The organism is Klebsiella aerogenes, from assembly GCA_029027985.1.
In the GTDB taxonomy this organism is placed as follows: Bacteria; Pseudomonadota; Gammaproteobacteria; order Enterobacterales; family Enterobacteriaceae; genus Klebsiella; species Klebsiella aerogenes_A.
The window spans coordinates 583,170-603,567 of the sequence record CP119076.1 but is presented as its reverse complement, the minus strand read 5'-3'; the positions used below and the strand labels follow the sequence as shown (position 1 = coordinate 603,567).

21 protein-coding genes are annotated in these 20,398 nt (G+C 55.5%); 16 read left to right on the top strand and 5 right to left on the bottom strand.

Annotated elements, in window-relative coordinates:
* The first annotated feature begins 100 nt into the window (after positions 1–100).
* Positions 101–2,122 carry an NADPH-dependent 2,4-dienoyl-CoA reductase gene (locus PYR66_02975; protein ID WEF28715.1) on the top strand — a complete coding sequence of 674 codons (2,022 nt, stop codon included), beginning with the start codon at positions 101–103 and terminating at the stop codon, positions 2,120–2,122.
* Positions 2,123–2,189: 67 nt separating this feature from the next.
* Here PYR66_02975 and rlmG read toward each other — a convergent pair whose 3' ends face one another.
* A complete protein-coding gene (gene rlmG, locus PYR66_02970) occupies positions 2,190–3,320 on the bottom strand; it encodes a 23S rRNA (guanine(1835)-N(2))-methyltransferase RlmG (protein WEF28714.1) in 1,131 nt (376 codons plus the stop codon).
* A 70-nt stretch (positions 3,321–3,390) separates the two neighbouring features.
* Here rlmG and PYR66_02965 point away from each other — a divergent pair, with 70 nt between their 5' ends.
* From PYR66_02965 to sstT, 4 genes are all read left to right on the top strand, one after another.
* Positions 3,391–3,891, top strand: a complete 501-nt coding sequence (locus tag PYR66_02965) for a M48 family metallopeptidase (GenBank protein WEF28713.1) — start codon at positions 3,391–3,393, stop codon at positions 3,889–3,891.
* A 73-nt stretch (positions 3,892–3,964) separates the two neighbouring features.
* Positions 3,965–4,954: a Gfo/Idh/MocA family oxidoreductase gene (locus PYR66_02960; protein WEF28712.1), complete on the top strand. Its 990-nt coding sequence runs from the start codon at positions 3,965–3,967 to the stop codon at positions 4,952–4,954.
* 339 nt (positions 4,955–5,293) lie between these two features.
* On the top strand, positions 5,294–6,262 hold the full coding sequence (locus PYR66_02955; protein WEF28711.1) for a TerC family protein: 969 nt from the start codon (positions 5,294–5,296) through the stop codon (positions 6,260–6,262).
* Between the two features lie 268 nt (positions 6,263–6,530).
* Positions 6,531–7,778: a serine/threonine transporter SstT gene (gene sstT / locus PYR66_02950; protein ID WEF28710.1), complete on the top strand. Its 1,248-nt coding sequence runs from the start codon at positions 6,531–6,533 to the stop codon at positions 7,776–7,778.
* 354 nt (positions 7,779–8,132) lie between these two features.
* On the opposite strand, the gene PYR66_02945 is transcribed toward sstT, so the two are convergent.
* Together PYR66_02945 and uxaC are read right to left on the bottom strand one after the other, a co-directional pair.
* Entirely contained in the window at positions 8,133–9,620 is a 1,488-nt protein-coding gene (locus PYR66_02945; protein WEF28709.1) for an altronate dehydratase family protein, read from the bottom strand.
* Between the two features lie 18 nt (positions 9,621–9,638).
* A complete protein-coding gene (gene uxaC, locus PYR66_02940; protein WEF28708.1) occupies positions 9,639–11,051 on the bottom strand; it encodes a glucuronate isomerase in 1,413 nt (470 codons plus the stop codon).
* Between the two features lie 468 nt (positions 11,052–11,519).
* On the opposite strand from uxaC, the gene PYR66_02935 reads away from it, so the two are divergent.
* The 8 genes from PYR66_02935 to PYR66_02900 all read left to right on the top strand — a co-directional run bounded on the left by PYR66_02935 (position 11,520) and on the right by PYR66_02900 (position 16,666).
* The gene (locus tag PYR66_02935) at positions 11,520–12,821 is read left to right on the top strand and encodes an MFS transporter (GenBank protein WEF28707.1); all 1,302 of its coding nucleotides are present in this window, start codon (positions 11,520–11,522) and stop codon (positions 12,819–12,821) included.
* A 127-nt stretch (positions 12,822–12,948) separates the two neighbouring features.
* Complete coding sequence (gene exuR / locus PYR66_02930; GenBank protein ID WEF28706.1) at positions 12,949–13,725, top strand: transcriptional regulator ExuR; 777 nt, start codon at positions 12,949–12,951, stop codon at positions 13,723–13,725.
* A 349-nt stretch (positions 13,726–14,074) separates the two neighbouring features.
* The gene (gene yqjA / locus PYR66_02925) at positions 14,075–14,737 is read left to right on the top strand and encodes a DedA family general envelope maintenance protein YqjA (protein WEF28705.1); all 663 of its coding nucleotides are present in this window, start codon (positions 14,075–14,077) and stop codon (positions 14,735–14,737) included.
* Positions 14,738–14,745: 8 nt separating this feature from the next.
* Positions 14,746–15,123 (top strand): EnvZ/OmpR regulon moderator MzrA, encoded by a 378-nt coding sequence (gene mzrA, locus PYR66_02920; protein ID WEF30344.1) that lies wholly within the window; start codon positions 14,746–14,748, stop codon positions 15,121–15,123.
* A gap of 149 nt (positions 15,124–15,272) precedes the next feature.
* Entirely contained in the window at positions 15,273–15,641 is a 369-nt protein-coding gene (locus PYR66_02915) for a DUF1090 domain-containing protein (protein WEF28704.1), read from the top strand.
* Between the two features lie 25 nt (positions 15,642–15,666).
* Positions 15,667–15,972, top strand: coding sequence for a YqjD family protein (locus PYR66_02910; protein ID WEF28703.1), 306 nt, complete (start codon positions 15,667–15,669; stop codon positions 15,970–15,972).
* Positions 15,973–15,974: 2 nt separating this feature from the next.
* On the top strand, positions 15,975–16,373 hold the full coding sequence (locus PYR66_02905) for a phage holin family protein (GenBank protein ID WEF28702.1): 399 nt from the start codon (positions 15,975–15,977) through the stop codon (positions 16,371–16,373).
* Positions 16,370–16,666: a YqjK-like family protein gene (locus PYR66_02900; GenBank protein ID WEF28701.1), complete on the top strand. Its 297-nt coding sequence runs from the start codon at positions 16,370–16,372 to the stop codon at positions 16,664–16,666. The genes PYR66_02905 and PYR66_02900 overlap by 4 nt, the downstream gene beginning before the upstream one ends.
* 7 nt (positions 16,667–16,673) lie before the next feature.
* Here the strand turns inward: PYR66_02900 and PYR66_02895 are convergent, their stop codons facing one another.
* Entirely contained in the window at positions 16,674–17,219 is a 546-nt protein-coding gene (locus tag PYR66_02895; GenBank protein WEF28700.1) for an Rpn family recombination-promoting nuclease/putative transposase, read from the bottom strand.
* Between the two features lie 276 nt (positions 17,220–17,495).
* On the opposite strand from PYR66_02895, the gene PYR66_02890 reads away from it, so the two are divergent.
* The 3 genes from PYR66_02890 to PYR66_02880 all read left to right on the top strand — a co-directional run bounded on the left by PYR66_02890 (position 17,496) and on the right by PYR66_02880 (position 19,443).
* A complete protein-coding gene (locus PYR66_02890) occupies positions 17,496–17,888 on the top strand; it encodes a DoxX family protein (protein ID WEF28699.1) in 393 nt (130 codons plus the stop codon).
* A gap of 73 nt (positions 17,889–17,961) precedes the next feature.
* On the top strand, positions 17,962–18,948 hold the full coding sequence (locus PYR66_02885; protein WEF28698.1) for a glutathione S-transferase family protein: 987 nt from the start codon (positions 17,962–17,964) through the stop codon (positions 18,946–18,948).
* Between the two features lie 126 nt (positions 18,949–19,074).
* Positions 19,075–19,443 carry a DUF805 domain-containing protein gene (locus PYR66_02880; GenBank protein WEF28697.1) on the top strand — a complete coding sequence of 123 codons (369 nt, stop codon included), beginning with the start codon at positions 19,075–19,077 and terminating at the stop codon, positions 19,441–19,443.
* A 38-nt stretch (positions 19,444–19,481) separates the two neighbouring features.
* Here PYR66_02880 and PYR66_02875 read toward each other — a convergent pair whose 3' ends face one another.
* Positions 19,482–20,378: a LysR family transcriptional regulator gene (locus PYR66_02875; GenBank protein ID WEF28696.1), complete on the bottom strand. Its 897-nt coding sequence runs from the start codon at positions 20,376–20,378 to the stop codon at positions 19,482–19,484.
* Between the last annotated feature and the right edge of the window lie 20 nt (positions 20,379–20,398).

The following is a 20,398-nucleotide window of genomic DNA, read 5'->3' as shown; positions in this document are numbered from 1 at the left end:
CCATCACAATCACCGCACTCCCCTTTTCCCTTTTTCTCTACGACGGCTAAATTAGTAACTCATCCGACCACATAACAATAATTTTACATTGGAAGCCATTATGAGCCGCTATCCGTCGCTTTTCGCCCCGCTTGAGCTGGGCTTCACAACGCTCAAAAACCGCGTGTTGATGGGCTCAATGCATACCGGTCTGGAAGAACTGCCGGACGGCACGCAGCGGCTGGCGGCCTTTTACGCCGAGCGCACCCGCCACGGCGTGGCGCTGATCGTCACCGGCGGCATCGCCCCGGCGCCTTCTGGCGTGACCATGGCCGGCGGCGCGGTGCTCAACGATGCCAGCCATCTGGCGCACCATCGCCATATTACCGACGCGGTGCATCAGGAAGGCGGCAAAATCGCCCTGCAGATCCTGCACACCGGGCGCTACAGCTACCAACCGACGCTGGTCGCCCCCTCGCCCCTGCAGGCGCCAATCAACCGCTTTACCCCGCATGAACTGAGCCATGACGAGATCCTGACGCTAATCGATGATTTTGCCCACTGCGCCCAACTGGCGCGGGAAGCGGGCTATGACGGCGTCGAAGTGATGGGGTCAGAAGGCTATCTGATTAACGAATTCCTCGCCGCGCGCACCAACCAGCGCGACGATCAATGGGGTGGCGATTACGCCCGCCGCATGCGTTTCGCCGTTGAAGTGGTCAAGGCGGTGCGCCAGCGCGCCGGCCACGATTTCATTATCATCTACCGTTTGTCGATGCTCGATCTGGTCAACGATGGCAGTACGCTAGCGGAAGTCACCGCGCTGGCAAAAGCTATCGAAGCGGCAGGCGCTACCCTTATCAACACCGGGATTGGCTGGCATGAAGCACGCATTCCAACCATCGCCACCCCGGTACCGCGCGGCGCCTTTAGCTGGGTGACGCGTAAGCTGAAAGGCGCTGTGTCGATCCCGCTGATTACCACCAACCGTATTAACGATCCGCAGGTCGCGGAGACGATCCTCGCGCGCGGCGACGCCGATATGGTCTCGATGGCCCGCCCGTTCCTCGCTGATGCCGAATTTATGTCGAAAGCGCAGAACGATCGCGCCGGGGAGATCAACACCTGTATCGGCTGCAACCAGGCATGCCTCGACCAGATCTTCGCCGGTAAGGTGACTTCCTGCCTGGTCAACCCGCGCGCCTGCCATGAAACCCTGATGCCGATCGTGCCTGCCGCGACGCCGAAACGGCTGGCGGTGGTCGGCGCAGGCCCTGCCGGACTGGCGTTCGCCGTTAACGCCGCCTCCCGCGGCCATCACGTCACCCTGTTCGATGCGCTCCCGGAGATCGGCGGTCAGTTTAATATCGCGAAGCAGATCCCTGGCAAAGAGGAGTTCCACGAAACCCTACGCTACTACCGCAACATGCTCGATCTGCACGGCGTCGATCTGCGCCTGAACACTCGCGTGACGGCAGACGATCTGCTGGCGTTCGATGAAACCATCCTCGCCACCGGCATCGCCCCGCGCCTGCCGGCGATCGTCGGGATCGATCATCCAAAGGTACTGAGCTATCTCGATGTCTTACGCGATAAGACGCCGGTTGGCGCGAAGGTGGCAATCATCGGCTGCGGCGGTATCGGCTTCGACACCGCGATGTATTTAAGCCAGCCGGGTGTCGCCACCAGCCAGGATATCGGCGAGTTCTGCGCCGAATGGGGTATCGATACCAGCCTGCAGACCGCAGGCGGGCTGCGCCCTGAAGGCCCGCGGCTGAGCAAAAGCCCGCGGCAGATTGTGATGCTGCAGCGCAAGTCCAGCAAGCCGGGCGAAGGGTTGGGTAAAACCACCGGTTGGATCCACCGTGCGACGCTGTTGGCACGCGGCGTGAAAATGATCCCGGCGGTGAGTTATGAGAAGATCGATGATGCAGGGCTACACGTGACGATCGGCGGCGAGTCGCAGCTGCTGGCCGTCGATCACGTGATTATCTGCGCCGGTCAGGAGCCACGCCGCGAGTTGGCGGATCCGCTGCGCACGGCGGGCAAAACGGTGCATTTGATCGGCGGCTGCGACGTGGCGGCGGAATTGGATGCGCGCCGGGCGATAGCTCAGGGCACCAGGCTAGCGCTGGCGATTTAGCAGGCGCCGGGACGGTGGGTAGCCCGGCTAAGGCGATAGCCGCAAGCCGGGGGAGGAGCACCCTGCCTTAACGCTGTTTACGCACTTTCGTCGCTTTCAAAATCACAAACTTATTGTTGGTGGCGATGGTGGTGCAGTTGCCGAAAGCACGCTTCAGTTTACGAAAGTAGTCAAGATGGCGGTTGCCAACCACATACAGCTCGCCGCCGTATTTCAGACTGCGGCGGGCGTCGTTAAACATCTGCCAGGCGATATGGTCGGTAATCGCATGCTGCTGATGGAACGGCGGGTTGCACAGAATCGCCGTAAAGCGATCCGGCTCAATACCGGAGAGCGAGTTGTTCACCATAAATTCGCAGCGTTCGATATCATCCGGCAGGTTGTGCTCGACGTTCAAACGGCTGGAAGCCACTGCCATATGCGACTCATCGGTAAACATCACGCTGGCGTTCGGGTTCTGCGCCAGCGCCTGCAGGCCAATCACCCCGTTGCCGCAACCGAGGTCGGCGATCTCGCCTTCCAGATCGGACGGCAGATGTTCGAGGAAGAAGCGCGCGCCAATATCCAGACCGCTGCGGGCAAAGACGTTGGCATGGTTATGGATAGTCCACGGCGTACCGTCCAGCTTCCAGCTGTGGGTTTGCGGCGCATCGGCAAGCTTAGGCGCAGTGAAAACGCAGTGAATCAAACGCGCTTTTTTCCACGCCAGCGAAGTGGTGGTGGTACCGAGAATTTTTTCAAACAGCGCCAGCGTCGAGTTGTGGACGTCACGGGCTTTCGCTGCGGCAATGATTCGGGTTTCCGGCGTCACGACCTCTCGCAGCGCACGCAACTGCTGTTCCAGCAGCGCCAGCTGTTTTGGCACTTTAATCAGCACCAGCGCCGGCGCGGCCGGCAGCGGGCTCAGGCTATCCTGAAAGCGCACGCTCTCCTCATCGAGGCCGTTCATCCGTAGGTTGTGGCGAGTCGCCAACTCGGAAATATAAGAGTCGTTGATGCTGACCGGGTTACGCTCCGCCAGCGCACAGGAGATCGCGCCGAAGCCGTCGTTGAAGATGAGCGTCAGGCCGTCGACGTCATTCACCTGTTGCAGCAGATATTCATCCGCCGCTTCCCATGCCTGAAGCGCTTCTTCTTCAGCGTTAGGTGGGAACCGCTCTAATGTGAATAACTCACCGTTTAACTCTACCTGGCTCATCGCCCCTCCGAAATGCTAAAATTCGCGCGTGTTATCGCTTAATTCTCCGGAGAAGTAAACTTTTTTCACCATGAACACGCTACCGTACCTCCAGGGCTACCCCGATTCTCTGCTGTCGCAGGTGACCACCTTAATCGAGCAAGATCGTCTCGGCGAGGTGCTGCAAAAACGTTATCCGCAGGGGCACGACGTCAATAGCGATAAGGCGTTATATCAATACACCCAGGATCTCAAGGCCCGCTATCTGCGCGGGGCGGCGCCGATTAATAAGGTGATGTACGACAGTAAAATCCACGTGCTGAAAAATGCGCTCGGCCTGCATACCGCGATTTCCCGCGTTCAGGGCGGCAAACTCAAAGCCAAAGCGGAAATCCGCGTAGCGACGGTTTTTCGCGACGCGCCGGAAGCCTTTCTGCGAATGATCGTGGTCCACGAACTGGCGCATCTGAAGGAGAAAGATCACAACAAAGCCTTCTACCAGCTCTGCTGCCATATGGAGCCGCAGTATCACCAGCTGGAGTTTGATACCCGCTTGTGGCTGACGCACCTTTCGTTAAACCGTTCTGCGTGATAGCGCACTCGTTTTGTCATCATGGCGTGCTAGAGTGACGGAAGGTTCCCTTTAACGGAGTTCGTCAACGTTTATGATACGTTTCGCAGTTGTTGGCACAAACTGGATTACTAAGCAGTTTGTCGATGCCGCCCATGAAACCGGTAAATTTAAACTCACCGCTATTTACTCCCGCAGCCTTGAACAGGCGCAAGCTTTCGCCAATGACTACCCGGTCGAGCATCTGTTTACTTCGCTCGATGAGCTGGCGCAAAGCCCTGACGTTGACGCGGTCTATATCGCCAGCCCGAACTCGCTGCACTTCCCGCAAACCCGCCTGTTTCTGAGCCATAAAAAGCACGTGATTTGCGAAAAGCCGCTGGCGTCAAATCTGCAGGAAGTTGAAGCCGCGATCGCGGTAGCGAAAGAAAACAAGGTGGTGCTATTTGAGGCCTTCAAAACCGCCAGTCTGCCAAACTTCCTCCTGCTGCGCGAAGCGCTTGGTAAAGTGGGCACGCTGCGCAAAGCCTTTATTAACTACTGCCAGTACTCTTCTCGCTACCAGCGTTATCTCGACGGCGAAAACCCGAACACCTTCAACCCGGCTTTTTCCAACGGCTCGATTATGGACATCGGCTTTTACTGCCTTGCCTCAGCGGTGGCGCTGTGGGGCGAGCCGCGCGCGGTCCATGCCAGCGCCAGCCTGCTGGCGAGCGGCGTCGATGGTCAGGGCACCGTAGTACTGAGCTACGGTGATTTCGACGTCACCCTGCACCATTCAAAGGTCAGTGACTCTACTATTCCCAGCGAGATCCAGGGAGAAGACGGCGCTCTGGTGATCGAAAAAATTTCCGAATGCCAGAAAGTCGCCTTTATTCCACGCGGCGGCAAGGCGCAGGATCTCACGCAACCTCAGCACATCAATACTATGCTGTATGAAGCGGAAGCGTTCGCGCGGCTGGTGGAAGCCAACGACGTCGCGCATCCGGGGCTTGAGGTCAGCCGTATTACGGCAAAACTGCTCAGCGAGATCCGTCGCCAGACCGGCGTGGTCTTCCCGGCGGATACCCAACCTATACCCTAAATAATTCAAGTTGCAGGAACGCACGCAGCCTACGCACCTGCAGCTTGAAGTATGACGGGTATATCGCGTAAAGGAGTGTAAATGGGCCGTCGACTACCATTGACGCCATTTATCACTTGTAATATTTTGTTACGCGCAAAGGGGAGTAACTTCCTGGCCGGTCGATCGTCATTACGATGCGTGCAAAACCGCATCCGGTCGCCGGGCAACAAGACCAGGGATCCATTTCCCGTCTTGTTGTAAGTGAGACCTTGCCGGAAGGCGAGGTCTATGCATAAAAGCGCAGCGGCTGCCGTCTTCCGACGACAGCCGTTTTGTTTTTATGTAAGGAATAACGTAATGAATAGTGTCGGCACGCCGTTGTTATGGGGTGGATTCGCTGTAGTCGTCGTCATCATGCTGGCGATCGATTTACTGCTTCAGGGAAAGCGCGGTGCGCAGAATATGACCATGAAGCAGGCCGCCGGTTGGTCCATCCTGTGGGTCACTCTCTCCCTGCTGTTTAACGTCGCTTTCTGGTGGTATCTCGTTCAGACACAGGGCCGCGCCGTCGCCGATCCGCAGGCATTAGCCTTCCTCACCGGTTATCTGATTGAAAAAGCACTGGCGGTCGATAACGTCTTCGTCTGGCTAATGCTGTTCAGCTACTTCGCCGTGCCGCCTGCCCTGCAGCGCCGGGTACTGGTATATGGCGTTCTTGGGGCGATTGTCCTGCGTACCGTGATGATCTTCACCGGCAGTTGGCTGATTTCTCAGTTCGAGTGGCTGCTGTATGTATTCGGCGCATTCCTGCTGTTTACCGGGGTGAAAATGGCGCTGGCGAAAGAGGATGACTCCGGGATCGGCGATAAGCCGCTGGTGCGTTGGATCCGCAGCCATCTGCGTATGACGGATAAAATCGAGAGCGAACGCTTCTTCACCCGCAAAAACGGCGTGCTGTTCGCCACGCCGCTGCTGCTAGTGTTGATACTGGTTGAACTGAGCGACGTGATTTTCGCCGTCGATAGTATCCCGGCAATCTTCGCGGTGACGACCGATCCGTTTATCGTGCTGACGTCGAACCTGTTTGCCATTCTCGGCTTGCGCGCCATGTACTTCCTGCTGGCGGGCGTCGCAGAGCGCTTCTCAATGCTGAAGTACGGTCTGTCGGTGATCCTGGTCTTTATCGGTATCAAGATGCTGATCGTCGATTTCTACCACATCCCGATCGCGATTTCGCTCGGCGTGGTAGGCGGTATTTTGGCAGCAACGCTGCTGCTCAACGCCTGGGTCAACAAGCAGAACGATAAGAAGAAACCGCTACGCTAACCGCTTTTTCCCGGCCAGATATCGCGTATCTGGCCGGGATATGCTTCAACGCTTTTCGTTCGCCACATATAACCTCTACCCGCGTCACAAAAATGTTAATATATAGTTAAAAAATAAGATCGACGTGCAATAAACAGTATATTACGCTTCCTCCCTCGCGTTCTTTCCGTATACTCGACCAGGCAAACATCAATTTACATCCTGACATAAACGTAACAAATAATACGTCACCGGGATGGACTGCTACATCACTGGAAGGAATGATTTTATGACAACACAAACCCGCCCGTCGGGGCTGTTACAACGCCTGGCGCAAGGCAGTCTGGTAAAACAAATACTGTTAGGTCTGGTACTTGGCGTACTGCTGGCGCTGGTATCGAAACCGGCCGCCATCGCAGTGGGCCTGCTGGGCACACTGTTCGTCGGCGCGCTAAAAGCCGTCGCACCGGTGCTGGTATTAATGTTGGTGATGGCATCGATCGCCAACCATCAGCACGGACAAAAAACCAGTATTCGCCCGATTCTGTTTCTCTATCTGCTGGGCACCTTCAGCGCAGCGCTAACCGCCGTGCTGTTTAGCTTTATTTTCCCTTCGACGCTGCATCTGACCAGCGCAGCGGACAACATCACCCCGCCGTCAGGCATTGTCGAAGTCCTGCGCGGGCTGCTGATGAGTATGGTGGCTAACCCTATCGACGCCCTGCTGAACGCCAACTATATCGGTATCCTGGTGTGGGCGGTGGGTCTTGGCTTCGCGCTGCGCCATGGCAACGACACCACTAAAAATCTGATTAATGACGTCTCGCACGCAGTGACCTTTATCGTCAAACTGGTGATTCGTTTCGCGCCGCTGGGTATTTTTGGTCTGGTCTCGTCGACGCTTGCCACCACTGGTTTCGATACCCTGTGGGGCTACGCCCAACTGCTGCTGGTGCTGATCGGCTGCATGCTGCTGGTGGCGCTGGTGATTAACCCGTTGCTGGTATTCTGGAAAATCCGTCGCAATCCTTATCCGCTGGTGCTGACCTGCCTGCGTGAAAGCGGCGTCTACGCCTTCTTTACCCGCAGCTCCGCCGCCAACATTCCAGTGAATATGGCGCTGTGCGAAAAGCTGAATCTGGATCGTGATACTTATTCCGTTTCCATTCCGCTGGGAGCGACCATCAATATGGCAGGGGCGGCGATCACCATCACCGTGCTGACGCTGGCGGCGGTAAATACGCTGAATATTCAGGTAGATTTACCGACGGCGCTGCTGCTTAGCGTGGTGGCCTCGCTGTGCGCCTGCGGCGCTTCCGGGGTGGCGGGGGGATCGCTGCTGCTGATCCCGCTGGCCTGCAACATGTTCGGTATTCCGAATGATGTCGCCATGCAGGTCGTCGCCGTCGGCTTTATTATCGGCGTGCTGCAGGACTCCTGCGAAACCGCGCTCAACTCCTCGACCGATGCGCTGTTTACCGCGGCAGCCTGCCTTGCCGAAGACGAGCAGCTGGCGAAGAGCGCTCTGCGTAGTTAGAGTATTGTCGGATGGCGCTACGCTTATCCGACCTACGGTCCGGTATTCGGTTGGTAGCCCCGGTAAGCGTAAGCGCGACCGGGGAGAGTTCAATGGTTATACCGTTATTTTGTCGGATGGCGCTACGCTTATCCGACCTACGGTCCGGTATTCAGGTGGTAGCCCCGGTAAGCGTAAGCACGACCGGGGAGAGTTCAATAGTGGTGCCGTTATTTTGTCGGATGGCGCTACGCTTATCCGACCTACGGTCCGGTATCCGGTTGGTAGCCCCGGTAAGCGTAAGCGCGACCGGGGAGAGTTCAATGGTGGTGCCGTTATTTTGTCGGATGGCGCTACGCTTATCCGACCTACAAACTACAGCGTGACGCCGCTTTTAAAGATGGCCAGCTCACGGAAATCATTTCGCTCATTGCAGGTTTGCTTCCCGTTGGCGATATCGACGATCAGGTCGACAAACGTTTCCAGTACCTGCGGCATCGCTTTGCCGTGGATCAACTGACCGGCATCGAAATCAATCCAGTGCTTTTTCTTCGCAGCCAGCTCGCTGTTGGTCGCGATTTTCACCGTCGGTACAAAGCCGCCGTACGGCGTGCCGCGACCGGTACTGAACAGCACCATATGGCAGCCGGCTCCCGCCAGCGCGCTGGTCGCCACTGCATCATTGCCCGGCGCGCTCAGCAGGTTCAAACCGTGTACTTTCAACCGTTCGCCGTAGCGCAGAACGTCAACCACCTGGCTGGATCCCGCTTTCTGCGTGCAACCGAGGGATTTATCTTCCAGCGTCGTGATCCCGCCAGCCTTGTTGCCCGGCGATGGGTTCTCGTAGATAGGCTGGTCGTGGGCAATAAAGTACTGTTTGAAATCATTGACCATAGCGACCAGTTTGCTGAAAGTCTCTTCGTCGCGGCAGTGGCTCATCAGCAGTTGCTCGGCACCAAACATCTCTGGCACCTCGGTCAGCACGGTGGTGCCGCCGTTAGCAATCAGGTAATCAGAGAAACGCCCCAGCATCGGGTTAGCCGTAATGCCGGACAGGCCGTCCGACCCGCCGCATTCGAGGCCGAATTTCAGCTCACTCAGCTTGCCCGCCTCGCGTTTATCGTGACGCATCGCCTCATACAACTGATGGAGATGTTCGATCCCCGCCTCCACTTCATCATCCTGGTGCTGGCAAATCATAAAGTGCACGCGTTCTGGATCGAAATCACCCAACGTTTCGCGGAATGCGTCGACCTGATTGTTCTCACAGCCAAGGCCAATCACCAGCACGGCTCCGGCATTCGGGTGGCGAACCATGTTTTGTAACATAGTGCGGGTGTTGATGTGGTCATCCCCCAGCTGCGAGCAGCCGTAGGTATGACTGAAGAGGAAAACGCCGTCGGTGCCTTCCGCATCGTTGGTTTCCTTCAGGAAACGGTTCTGGATCTGCCGGGCGATGCCGTTGACACAGCCAACGGTCGGCAGGATCCACAGCTCGTTACGCACGCCGACTTCGCCGCTCGCGCGACGATAAATCTCGACGTCGCGATCCGCAGGCTGCGCCGGTTGTTCAACCCGGTCAGGTTGATAGCTATACGCGTCGAGATCGCTCAGGTTGGTCCGCGTATTGTGAGCATGAACATGCTCGCCCGGCGCGATATCCGCCAGCGCATGACCAATCGGCAATCCGTACTTAATGACGTTTTCACCCTTCGCAATGGCGCGCAGCGCGAACTTATGACCGCGTACGACTTCCTGGCAGAGGGTGACCGAATCGTTATCGATCGTCACCACAGTACCTGCCGCCATATCCGCCAGCGCAACCGCGACGTTATCCTGCGAATGGATTTTGATGTATTGCATATCAACCGACCTCTGGTCTTAGTTCAATTCAATGGCGAAGTAATCACGCGCATTGTTAAAGCAAATGTTTTTCACCATCTCGCCCAGCAGCGCGATATCCGCAGGCGCTTCGCCGGCAGCAACCCAGCGGCCGATCATCTGGCACAGAATGCGACGGAAGTATTCGTGGCGAGTGTAGGAAAGGAAGCTGCGGCTGTCGGTCAGCATACCGACGAAACGGCTCAGCAGACCGAGCTGCGCCAGTTGGGTCATCTGGCGTTCCATGCCGTCTTTCTGATCGTTGAACCACCAGCCGGAACCGAACTGCATCTTGCCCGGCATGCCTTCACCCTGGAAGTTGCCAATCATGGTGCCCAACACTTCGTTATCGCGTGGATTCAGGCAGTACAGAATGGTTTTCGGCAGCAGGTTTTCTTCGTTCTGCTTGCTCAGCAGCTTAGACAGCTCTTCAGCCATCGGGCGGTCGTTGATGGAATCGAAGCCGACATCCGGCCCTAACAGTTTGAACTGGCGCAGGTTGTTGTTACGCAGCGCGCCGATGTGGTACTGCTGTACCCAGCCGCGACGGGCGTATTCCGCGCCAAGGAACACCAGCACTGCGGTTTTGAACTGCGCGACTTCATGCTCGCTCAGGGCTTCACCCGCCAGACGGCGCGCCAGGATGCTATCCAACTGGCTATCGGTAGCGTCGGCGAACAGCACGACATCCAGCGCGTGGTCGGAAACTTTACAACCGTGGGCGGCAAAGTGGTCCAGACGCTTAGTCAATGCGCTTTGCAGGTCGGTAAAACGACGAATATCGGTATCGGACACTTCACCCAACTTCGCCATGTAGTCGTTAAAAGTGGCCTGCTCAATGTTAAACGCTTTATCCGGGCGCCAGCTTGGCAATACTTTGATATCAAAAGCGCTGTCTTTGGCAACAACCGCGTGATGCTCCAGCGAATCAATCGGATCGTCGGTGGTGCCGACCATCTTCACGTTCATTTGCTTCATGATCCCACGAGCGGAGAACGCTTCCTGAGCCAGTAAGTCATTACACTGGTTCCAGATTTCATCCGCGGTAGCAGGCGATAGCAACTTACCTGTAATACCAAAAGGACGACGCAGCTCCAGGTGCGTCCAGTGGTATAACGGGTTGCCAATGGTATGCGGGACAGTCGCCGCCCAGGCGTCAAACTTCTCGCGATCGGACGCATCGCCGGTACACAGGCGCTCGGCCACGCCGTTGGTGCGCATCGCGCGCCACTTGTAGTGATCGCCTTTCAGCCAGATGTCATACAGGTTTTTAAAACGGTAATTTTCGGCAACCTGCTGCGGAGGAAGATGGCAGTGGTAGTCGAAAATTGGCTGATCTTTGGCATAGTCGTGGTACAGACGGCGGGCAAACTCGGTATCAAGCAGAAAATCTTCGGTCATAAACGGTGTCATTGTCGTTTCCTCTTCGCCCCGTTGAGGAGCCCATCAGATGATTGACTGTAATGCTGACAAAGTTATCACACCAATTTCTACAGGCCGAAGTATTTTTCGTGAGTTAGATCAATAAACGTCGACAAAAAAAACACCACCAAAGGAGTAAATACCGCTGTAGGCCGCGCCAGTACTGGCTTTATTTGACGCAATGAATGCCCCTACAAACTTTCCCACTTTTGTGACAGTACTCAACTTTTAAAGTTGTATGACAAGTTATCTTTCTGCCGTCGCAACATATAAACCGACGGAATGTATTGCCGGTGTTAATAACATCGGATTAAACGGTAGGGATGCCGGTTTACATTTAACCACTGATGGCAAGGTTCAGATCACGTCCTGGACCCTCCGTTTCTCCATCCTCTTCCCCAAAGCGGGATGAGAGATGGCCGCATGCGCTGCGGAGAGACAACAACGATGAGGTTTTACATGCGTAAAATTAAAGGGTTACGTTGGTATATGATCGCACTGGTGACGCTAGGCACCGTGCTGGGTTACCTGACTCGTAACACCGTGGCGGCGGCTGCGCCGACGCTAATGGAAGAGTTACACATTTCAACCCAACAATATTCTTATATCATCGCCGCCTACTCCGCTGCATATACCGTAATGCAGCCGGTTGCTGGCTATGTGCTGGATATTCTGGGTACCAAAATCGGCTACGCCTTCTTCGCTATCGCGTGGGCTATTTTCTGTGGTTCAACCGCGCTGGCGGGCAGCTGGGGCGGCCTGGCGCTGGCCCGTGGCGCGGTCGGCGCAGCGGAAGCGGCAATGATCCCTGCCGGTCTGAAAGCCAGTTCCGAATGGTTCCCGGCGAAAGAGCGTTCCATCGCCGTTGGCTACTTCAACGTGGGTTCCTCTATCGGCGCGATGATTGCTCCGCCGCTGGTCGTGTGGGCGATTGTGATGCACAGCTGGCAGATGGCGTTCATTATTTCCGGCGTACTGAGCTTTGCCTGGGCGATGGCCTGGCTCATCTTCTACAAACACCCGCGCGATCAGAAAAAATTAACCGCCGAAGAGCGTGATTACATCATCGGCGGCCAGGAATCTCAGCACCAGACCAATAACGCGAAGAAAATGTCGCCGTGGCAGATCCTGCGTAACCGTCAGTTCTGGGGCATTGCGCTGCCGCGTTTCCTCGCAGAGCCGGCCTGGGGTACCTTCAACGCCTGGATCCCGCTGTTCATGTTCAAGGTTTACGGCTTTAACCTGAAAGAGATCGCTATGTTCGCCTGGATGCCAATGCTGTTCGCCGACCTCGGCTGCATCGTTGGCGGTTACCTGCCGCCGCTGTTCCAGCGCTGGTTCGGCGTGAACCTGATCGTCTCGCGTAAAATGGTCGTGACCATGGGCGCCCTGCTGATGATTGGCCCAGGTATGATCGGTCTGTTCACCAGCCCGTATATCGCGATTGCGCTGCTGTGCGTCGGCGGTTTTGCTCACCAGGCCCTGTCCGGCGCGCTGATCACCCTCTCTTCCGACGTCTTTGGTCGTAACGAAGTGGCTACCGCCAACGGTCTGACCGGGATGGCCGCGTGGCTGGCCAGCACCATGTTCGCTCTGGTCGTCGGTGCGCTGGCGGATACCATTGGCTTCAGCCCGCTGTTCGCAGTACTGGCGGTCTTCGACCTGCTGGGCGCTCTGGTTATCTGGACCGTGCTGAAAAACAAATCGGCCGACGATGATTCCACGCCGCTCAACACCAGTAAACCGGTGACGCAAAGCTAGACCTCATCGCGATTTGTCCACGAATTAAGCCGCCTGCCCGGGCGGCTTTTTCATGCCTTTCAGTGGTGGAAAGCGCGGAAAAGTGGTATAACAAATCGAATATTGTCGCCATCTTCCGGGAGCGAATATGGAAATCACTGAATCACGCCGTTTGTATCAGCAGCTTGCCGCTGAGCTGAAAACGCGTATCGAACAAGGTGTCTACCTTGTAGGGGATAAGCTGCCCGCAGAGCGCTTTATCGCCGATGAAAAAGGCGTCAGCCGCACCGTGGTTCGCGAAGCCATCATCATGCTGGAAGTCGAAGGCTATGTTGAAGTCCGTAAAGGCTCCGGCATCCATGTCATCTCTAACCATCCGAAGTACCAACAGGTGGTCGATGAAACGCTGGAGTTCGCCAACTACGGCCCGTTTGAACTCCTCCAGGCCCGTCAGCTGATTGAGAGCAACATTGCCGAGTTCGCCGCCACCCAGGTGACCAAGCAGGACATCATGAAGTTGATGGAGATCCAGGAGAAAGCGCGCAACGAGAAGTGCTTCCGCGATTCCGAATGGGACCTGCAGTTCCATGTACAGGTCGCGCTGGCAACCCAGAACACCGCTCTCGCCGCCATCGTTGAGAAAATGTGGACCCAGCGCGTGCACAACCCGTACTGGAAAAAACTACACGATCATATCGACCTGCGCACCGTCGATAACTGGTGCGACGATCATGACCAGATTCTCAAAGCGCTGATCCGCAAAGACCCGCATGCCGCGAAACTCGCGATGTGGCAGCATCTGGAAAATACCAAGCTGATGCTGTTTAACGAAACCAGCGATGACTTTGAATTCAATGCCGATCGCTATTTATTTGCCGAAAATCCGGTGGTTCATCTTGATACCGCGGCAAACGGTACAAAATAACGCATTATCCCCTCTACGGGCAGGACACCCTTTCCTGCCCGCCAACCCGGCAGGGTAAGCAAAACATATATAGTGTCAGCCTGTGTAAATCCTCTCGCCACCCGCCCCGGCAATCAGCAAAATCAATCGGCAACAAACTGCAATTTCTATGACGAAAAGTCAGTGGGTTTGTTACAATTAGATGCATTTTGCCGTTCTGGGAGTAAGAGTTTACTTACTGTTTACTCAAGGATCTGCTCAGAACGTAGCAACAGCGGCCATACTCTAAAAATAATCTAGTCGCTATAGCCGATGGCTAATACTACACCGCGTTCAGACGTACCGTTAACCGATGTACCAGGAATCGTGAATGGAACTACTAACCCAATTACTGAATGCCTTATGGGCCCAGGATTACGAAACGCTCGCTAATCCCTCCATGATTGGCATGCTCTATTTTGTCTTATTTATGATTTTGTTCCTTGAGAACGGTTTGCTGCCCGCGGCATTTTTACCGGGCGATAGCCTGCTGGTGCTGGTTGGAGTATTGATCGCTAAAGGGGCGATGGGCTTTCCGGAAACCATACTGCTGCTGACAACGGCGGCAAGCCTCGGCTGCTGGGTGAGCTATATACAGGGACGCTGGCTGGGTAATACACGGCTCGTACAAAACTGGCTCTCGCATCTGCCGTCACATTATCATCAGCGAGCGCATCACCTGTTCCACAAACATGGGCTGTCTGCGTTGCTGATTGGCCGCTTTATCGCCTTCGTGCGTACGCTGCTGCCAACTATTGCCGGCCTTTCCGGCCTGAATAACGCACGCTTCCAGTTCTTTAACTGGATAAGCGGCCTGCTGTGGGTGTTGATCCTCACCACGCTTGGCTACCTGCTGGGTAAAACGCCGGTATTCCTGAAGTATGAAGACCAACTGATGTCGTGTCTGATGCTGCTGCCGGTTGCTTTGCTGATCTTCGGTCTGATCGGCTCCCTGGTCGTGCTGTGGAAGAAAAAACACAGCAGTCGGAGCTGAGAATGACGATCGCCCCTCCCTCCTGGCGCCAGCTACGATGGATGCTGAGCGGCTCCTTGCTGCTCTGCGCCATGTTCTGGCTGTGGCTGACCGTGAGCCAGCATGAATCCACCCTGGCCATCCGCCCCGTCGGTCAGGGCATCGCGATGCCGGACGGTTTCTCCGTCTGGCATCATCTTGATGCCAACGGTATTCGCTTTAAAAGCATTACCCCGCAAAAAGACGGCCTGCTGATCAAATTCGATTCCAACGCCCAGGGCGCCGCTGCAAAAGAAGTGTTGGGCCGCGTCCTGCCGCACGGGTATATTATTGCTCTGGTGGATGAGGAAAACTCGCCCACCGTTTGGCTATCCCGCCTGCGCGACGCGCCGCATCGGTTTGGGTGACACGCCAAAAATTCCGAATCTTTTCGTCAGGTTTGGTGCTCTCTTGCTTTCGAGACTATGATTAAAGCTGCGGGAACCGCCTGGCTCGTATTGATTGACTGGATCGGGTATATCACGGATATGCCCACGCACAATGGAAGGTTGAATCCATGAAATACCGCATCGCACTCTTACTGGCTCTGACTTCACTTAGCGCCAGCGCCTTCGCAAGCTCTCCCTGTCAGGAAAAAGAACAGAGTATCCAACGGGAGATTAGCTATGCCGAAAAACACCATAATCAGAATCGCATTGATGGCCTGAACAAAGCGCTGCAAGAAGTTCGCGCTCACTGCAGCGACAGCAAGGTCAGATCCGATCACCAGCAGAAAATCGCCAGACAAAAGGCTGAAGTCGCCGAACGCCAGCGTGATTTGAACGAGGCGAAACAGAAAGGCAATGCGGATAAAATTAGCAAACGGGAACATAAACTGGATGAAGCGCAGCAGGAACTGAAAGCGCTTGAGTCACGCGATTATTAATTCGTCAATGCTACAGGAGAACGAGATGGCTAAAGATAACGTTGCAGAAGATCTACGCGCCGAGCTAAAAAACCTGGCTGACACCCTGGAAGAAGTGCTGAACTCTTCTACCGACAAGTCGAAAGAAGAGATCGGCAAACTGCGTAGCAAAGCAGAAAGCGTGCTGAAAGACAGCCGTGTGCGCCTTGGCGAGACCAGCGACGCGATCGTTAAGCAGACACGTGAAACCGCCGCCCGCGCCGATGAATACGTCCGTGAAAATCCGTGGACCGGAGTAGGCATTGGCGCAGCCGTTGGGCTGGTGCTGGGCGTCCTGCTGTCGCGCCGTTAATTATGGCGAATTCTCAACACACGCAAGGACCGGGACAGAGCGTATTCGGCATTGGTCAGCGGATTATCACGCTGCTGGTCGAAATGGTGGAAACGCGGTTGCGCCTGGTCGTCGTGGAGCTGGAAGAGGAGAAAGCCAATCTCTTCCAGCTGTTGCTGATGCTGGGGCTCACGCTGTTGTTCGCCGCCTTCGGTCTGATGAGCCTGCTGGTTCTGATCATCTGGGCCGTCGATCCGCAGTACCGTTTGCACGTCATGATCGCGACCACCAGCGTGCTACTGCTCGCCTCGTTGATAGGCGGCATCTGGACGCTACGTAAAGCTCGCCGTTCGACATTTTTACGCCATACGCGAAACGAGCTGGCCAACGATCGCGCGCTGCTTGAGGACGAGCGGACATGAGCAGCCGGCAGGAACGCGATCAGCGTAAAACGCAGCTGCTGCGCCAGATCCAGCAACAACGGCTGGATCTGGCGTCCAGCCACCGCAACTGGCTGGATGCCACCGCGCCTATCGATCACGGCTGGCAAACGCTTAAGCATCTGCGCTCATGGGCCATGGTCGGCAGCGGCCTCATGGCTATCTGGTCAGTGCGCCACCCACGCTTTTTAATTCGCTGGACCCGGCGCGGATTGGGTCTCTGGAGTACCTGGCGGATGGTCAGAAGTCTTCTGCGCCAGTCTGCCCCGCGCTAATTCCAGCTCAGTGGGCCAGCTCGCTGAGCTCCTGTGCGGTTAAACCGGTCGTCTTGCACACCAGCTCGCCAGCGACGCCGTTGAGCAGCATAGCCCGGGCGATCTTTCGTGTCGCCTGGCGTTTCCCCTCTTCCAATCCCTGCTTTCTCCCCTTCGTCCGCCCCCGCTCTTCAAACCATTCTGCTAATGTCATCAGTTGCTCCTTATGTTCAGGCATCCCTTGCGCCAGTTGACGAAAAAATCTGCCTGGGTTGGCCAAATAGCCTGAGCAGGCAATATAATTCATCAACACGTGAAATTGGTGCTCGGTGGTATAACCCGGCAGCAGCAACGTGACGAGTTGATCTACCAGGCCATTCAGATCGCGCTGGCGAATATTTTTCTGCAGGAACTCCAGAATTGCTATACGTCGGTGCTGCTGGATTTCATCATCCGTGAAGGATGTCACATCAATCAACGGGAAATGAGCCCCGTAAACCTCCCGCGCCGTTTCCGGATGGGTGAGAAATGTTTTAAACAGCGCGTCGTGAGGCGTAGCCCTGACTCGTTTCATGACATCCTGTCTCCGCAAAAATAATCTGGCGACAGATATCCTCTTTTATCTTCGTCGCGACAACCGGCCGCAACGGACGCTGCGAGGCGCCTCGGAGAATATTTTCACCGATCGCACCAATTGCTCAGAAACTTTGAAAAAGATCTACAGTTTTCCTTGCTAACAATCACATCACAACCTCGCTAATATCCTCCCCATCGACAGCAAGCCCGCGTAACTACGCTGGATTGCACCAAAAAACGAAATCGCCGCCCTTTGGGTTTTCTGGAGTAGGAAATGAAAAAATTAGAAGATGTTGGTGTACTGATAGCGCGTATTCTGATGCCAATTCTGTTTATCACCGCAGGTTGGGGCAAAATCACCGGGTATGCAGGTACTCAACAGTATATGGAATCGATGGGTGTCCCGGGGGCACTGCTGCCGCTGACAATCCTGCTTGAATTCGGCGGCGGTCTGGCGGTTCTGTTCGGTTTCCTGACCCGTACCACCGCGCTGTTCACCGCTGGCTTCACTCTGCTGACCGCATTCTTGTTCCACAGCAACTTTGCTGAAGGCGTGAACTCTCTGATGTTCATGAAGAACCTGACCATCGCCGGTGGTTTCCTGCTGTTGGCAGTAACAGGTCCTGGCGCATTCAGCATCGACCGCGTGCTGAATAAAAAGTGGTAAGCGCACTATACTGAGTGAAAATATCAAAAAGCGAGGGTGATCCCCTCGCTTTTGCTATCTGTAGGAGGATGCAATGGGACAATTAATCGACGGCGTCTGGCAAGATACCTGGTATGACACCAAATCCACCGGAGGACGGTTCAAACGTTCCGCTTCGGCCTTCCGCAACTGGCTCACCGCCGATGGCGCGCCAGGTCCAGCTGGTGAAGGTGGCTTCGCCGCGGAGAAAGACCGCTATCATCTGTACGTTTCTCTGGCTTGTCCGTGGGCGCACCGCACGTTAATCCTGCGCAAGCTGAAAGGATTAGAACCTTTTATTTCCGTATCCGTTGTTAACCCGCTGATGCTGGAAAACGGTTGGACCTTTGCTGACGATTTCCCTGATGCGACCGGCGACCAGCTGTATCATCATCAGTTCCTCTATCAGCTCTATCTGCAGGCCGATCCGCACTATACCGGGCGCGTTACCGTACCGGTGCTGTGGGATAAAAAACAGCAAACTATCGTCAGCAATGAATCCGCTGAGATCATCCGCATGTTCAATACCGCGTTTGATAGTCTGGGCGCGCGCGCCGGCGACTACTATCCGCCGGCATTACGCGACAAGATCGACGATCTGAATAGTTGGATTTACGACAACGTGAACAACGGCGTCTATAAGGCCGGCTTCGCCACCAGCCAGCAGGCCTATGATGAAGCTGTCGATGCGGTGTTTACCTCGCTCGAACGCCTTGAGCAGATCCTCGGCCAGCACCGTTACCTGACCGGCGACCAACTGACTGAAGCCGATATTCGCCTGTGGACCACGCTGGTACGCTTTGATCCGGTCTATGTCACCCACTTTAAATGCGATAAGCGCCGCATCAGCGATTATCTCAACCTGTATGGTTTCCTGCGCGACATCTACCAGATGCCGGGTATTGCCGAAACGGTGAATTTCCCACATATCCGCAATCACTACTACCGCAGCCATAAAACCATCAACCCGACGGGGATCATCTCTGTTGGCCCGCATCAGGATCTCAATGAGCCCCATGGCCGGGATCGTCTTTTCCGTTGATCGATAAGGCGCCGACAGCGGCGCCTTAATATTCAGATTACAGATATTTACCAGCTTAACATTCACGCCTATCATTATTTTGATCGCTTTAAAAACAAGTGATTGACGGTTAGTGGAGGCGCAAAAATGGACTGGTATCTAAAAGTATTACGAAATTATATTGGTTTTAGCGGGCGCGCCCGGCGTAAAGAGTTCTGGATGTTTATTCTGGTCAACATCATTCTCACCGCGGTGCTCAGTATCATTGACAAAATGCTCGGCTGGCAGCGCGCGGGGGGTGAAGGCATCCTGACGACCATTTATGGCGTACTTGTCTTTTTACCCTGGTGGGCAGTGCAATTTCGTCGCCTGCATGACACCGACCGCTCGGCGTGGTGGATACTGCTGCTGCTGATCCCGGTCATTGGCTGGGTGGTAATTTTGATTTTCAATTGCCAGAACGGTACACCTGGCAATAACCGCTTTGGGCCGAACCCCAAACCCTTCTCCTACTGATTTATGCGCTCTTCCGAGCGGAGGAGCGCATCTCAGCATTATCTGCCATGAAACAGTTTCGGGATCTCGCGCAGGCACCAGGATTTTGCCTCCCCCATGCTGTCGCGACGCCAGGCCATGATAATGTCGATTTCGTTGGTGTATTCAGGGCTAACCACCCGCAGACGCCCTTCGGCAATATCTTTCTCAACCAGCGGGTATGGCATCGTCGCCACCCCCAGCCCCGCCAGCAGCGCCTGGCGCTTATCCTCAATGGTGCTGACGGTTAAACGCGGTTGCTTATCCAACAGTTGAACGGTTAAAACCGGACGTTCGCGCGCGGTATCCGCTACCGCCACGCCGCGGTATTTTACGCGGGTAACTTCGGAAAGCGGCTCCGGTTCCTGATGAATAGGATGATCCGGCGCGGCAACATAAACGCTTAAAACCGAATAGAGCTTACGTGAATTAATTTCCGACGATGAGCGAAAATGCATGTCCGGCGCGACCACGATATCAGCACGCCCCTGCTCCAGGCGTTCCCAGGCGCCAGCCAGCACTTCGGTAATAATCGACAGTTGGGTATTGGATTTGGTCGCCAGCTTTTCAATCAGCGGGAACAGATCCGGAGTGGGTACCAGCGCTTCAGTCACGATAGTCAGGTGCGTTTCCCAGCCCCGCGACAGCGCTTCAGCGTCAGTCGTCAGCTTATCCGCCGCTTCCAGCAGCACGCGCCCACGCTCCAGCAGCATACGACCAACGTTCGTAAATTTTGTGCGATGACCAGAGCGATCAAACAGCACAACATCCAGTTCTTCTTCCAGTTTCTGCATGGTGTAGCTTAGGGCAGAAGGCACGCGACCCAGCTCGTCAGCCGCAGCGGCAAAGCTTCCACGTCGATCTATCGCATCCATTACGCGTAACGCTTCCAGCGTTAATGCTCTCTCTTTAGCCATTTTGCTCTCATTCAGGAATT

Bases quoted from the DNA above. Each gene is read 5' to 3' on its own strand.
- PYR66_02975 (WEF28715.1), top strand. From the start codon at position 101: ATGAGCCGCTATCCGTCGCTTTTCGCCCCGCTTGAGCTGGGCTTCACA.
- rlmG (WEF28714.1), bottom strand. From the start codon at position 3,320: ATGAGCCAGGTAGAGTTAAACGGTGAGTTATTCACATTAGAGCGGTTC.
- PYR66_02965 (WEF28713.1), top strand. From the start codon at position 3,391: ATGAACACGCTACCGTACCTCCAGGGCTACCCCGATTCTCTGCTGTCG.
- PYR66_02960 (WEF28712.1), top strand. From the start codon at position 3,965: ATGATACGTTTCGCAGTTGTTGGCACAAACTGGATTACTAAGCAGTTT.
- PYR66_02955 (WEF28711.1), top strand. From the start codon at position 5,294: ATGAATAGTGTCGGCACGCCGTTGTTATGGGGTGGATTCGCTGTAGTC.
- sstT (WEF28710.1), top strand. From the start codon at position 6,531: ATGACAACACAAACCCGCCCGTCGGGGCTGTTACAACGCCTGGCGCAA.
- PYR66_02945 (WEF28709.1), bottom strand. From the start codon at position 9,620: ATGCAATACATCAAAATCCATTCGCAGGATAACGTCGCGGTTGCGCTG.
- uxaC (WEF28708.1), bottom strand. From the start codon at position 11,051: ATGACACCGTTTATGACCGAAGATTTTCTGCTTGATACCGAGTTTGCC.
- PYR66_02935 (WEF28707.1), top strand. From the start codon at position 11,520: ATGCGTAAAATTAAAGGGTTACGTTGGTATATGATCGCACTGGTGACG.
- exuR (WEF28706.1), top strand. From the start codon at position 12,949: ATGGAAATCACTGAATCACGCCGTTTGTATCAGCAGCTTGCCGCTGAG.
- yqjA (WEF28705.1), top strand. From the start codon at position 14,075: ATGGAACTACTAACCCAATTACTGAATGCCTTATGGGCCCAGGATTAC.
- PYR66_02915 (WEF28704.1), top strand. From the start codon at position 15,273: ATGAAATACCGCATCGCACTCTTACTGGCTCTGACTTCACTTAGCGCC.
- PYR66_02910 (WEF28703.1), top strand. From the start codon at position 15,667: ATGGCTAAAGATAACGTTGCAGAAGATCTACGCGCCGAGCTAAAAAAC.
- PYR66_02905 (WEF28702.1), top strand. From the start codon at position 15,975: ATGGCGAATTCTCAACACACGCAAGGACCGGGACAGAGCGTATTCGGC.
- PYR66_02900 (WEF28701.1), top strand. From the start codon at position 16,370: ATGAGCAGCCGGCAGGAACGCGATCAGCGTAAAACGCAGCTGCTGCGC.
- PYR66_02895 (WEF28700.1), bottom strand. From the start codon at position 17,219: ATGAAACGAGTCAGGGCTACGCCTCACGACGCGCTGTTTAAAACATTT.
- PYR66_02890 (WEF28699.1), top strand. From the start codon at position 17,496: ATGAAAAAATTAGAAGATGTTGGTGTACTGATAGCGCGTATTCTGATG.
- PYR66_02885 (WEF28698.1), top strand. From the start codon at position 17,962: ATGGGACAATTAATCGACGGCGTCTGGCAAGATACCTGGTATGACACC.
- PYR66_02880 (WEF28697.1), top strand. From the start codon at position 19,075: ATGGACTGGTATCTAAAAGTATTACGAAATTATATTGGTTTTAGCGGG.
- PYR66_02875 (WEF28696.1), bottom strand. From the start codon at position 20,378: ATGGCTAAAGAGAGAGCATTAACGCTGGAAGCGTTACGCGTAATGGAT.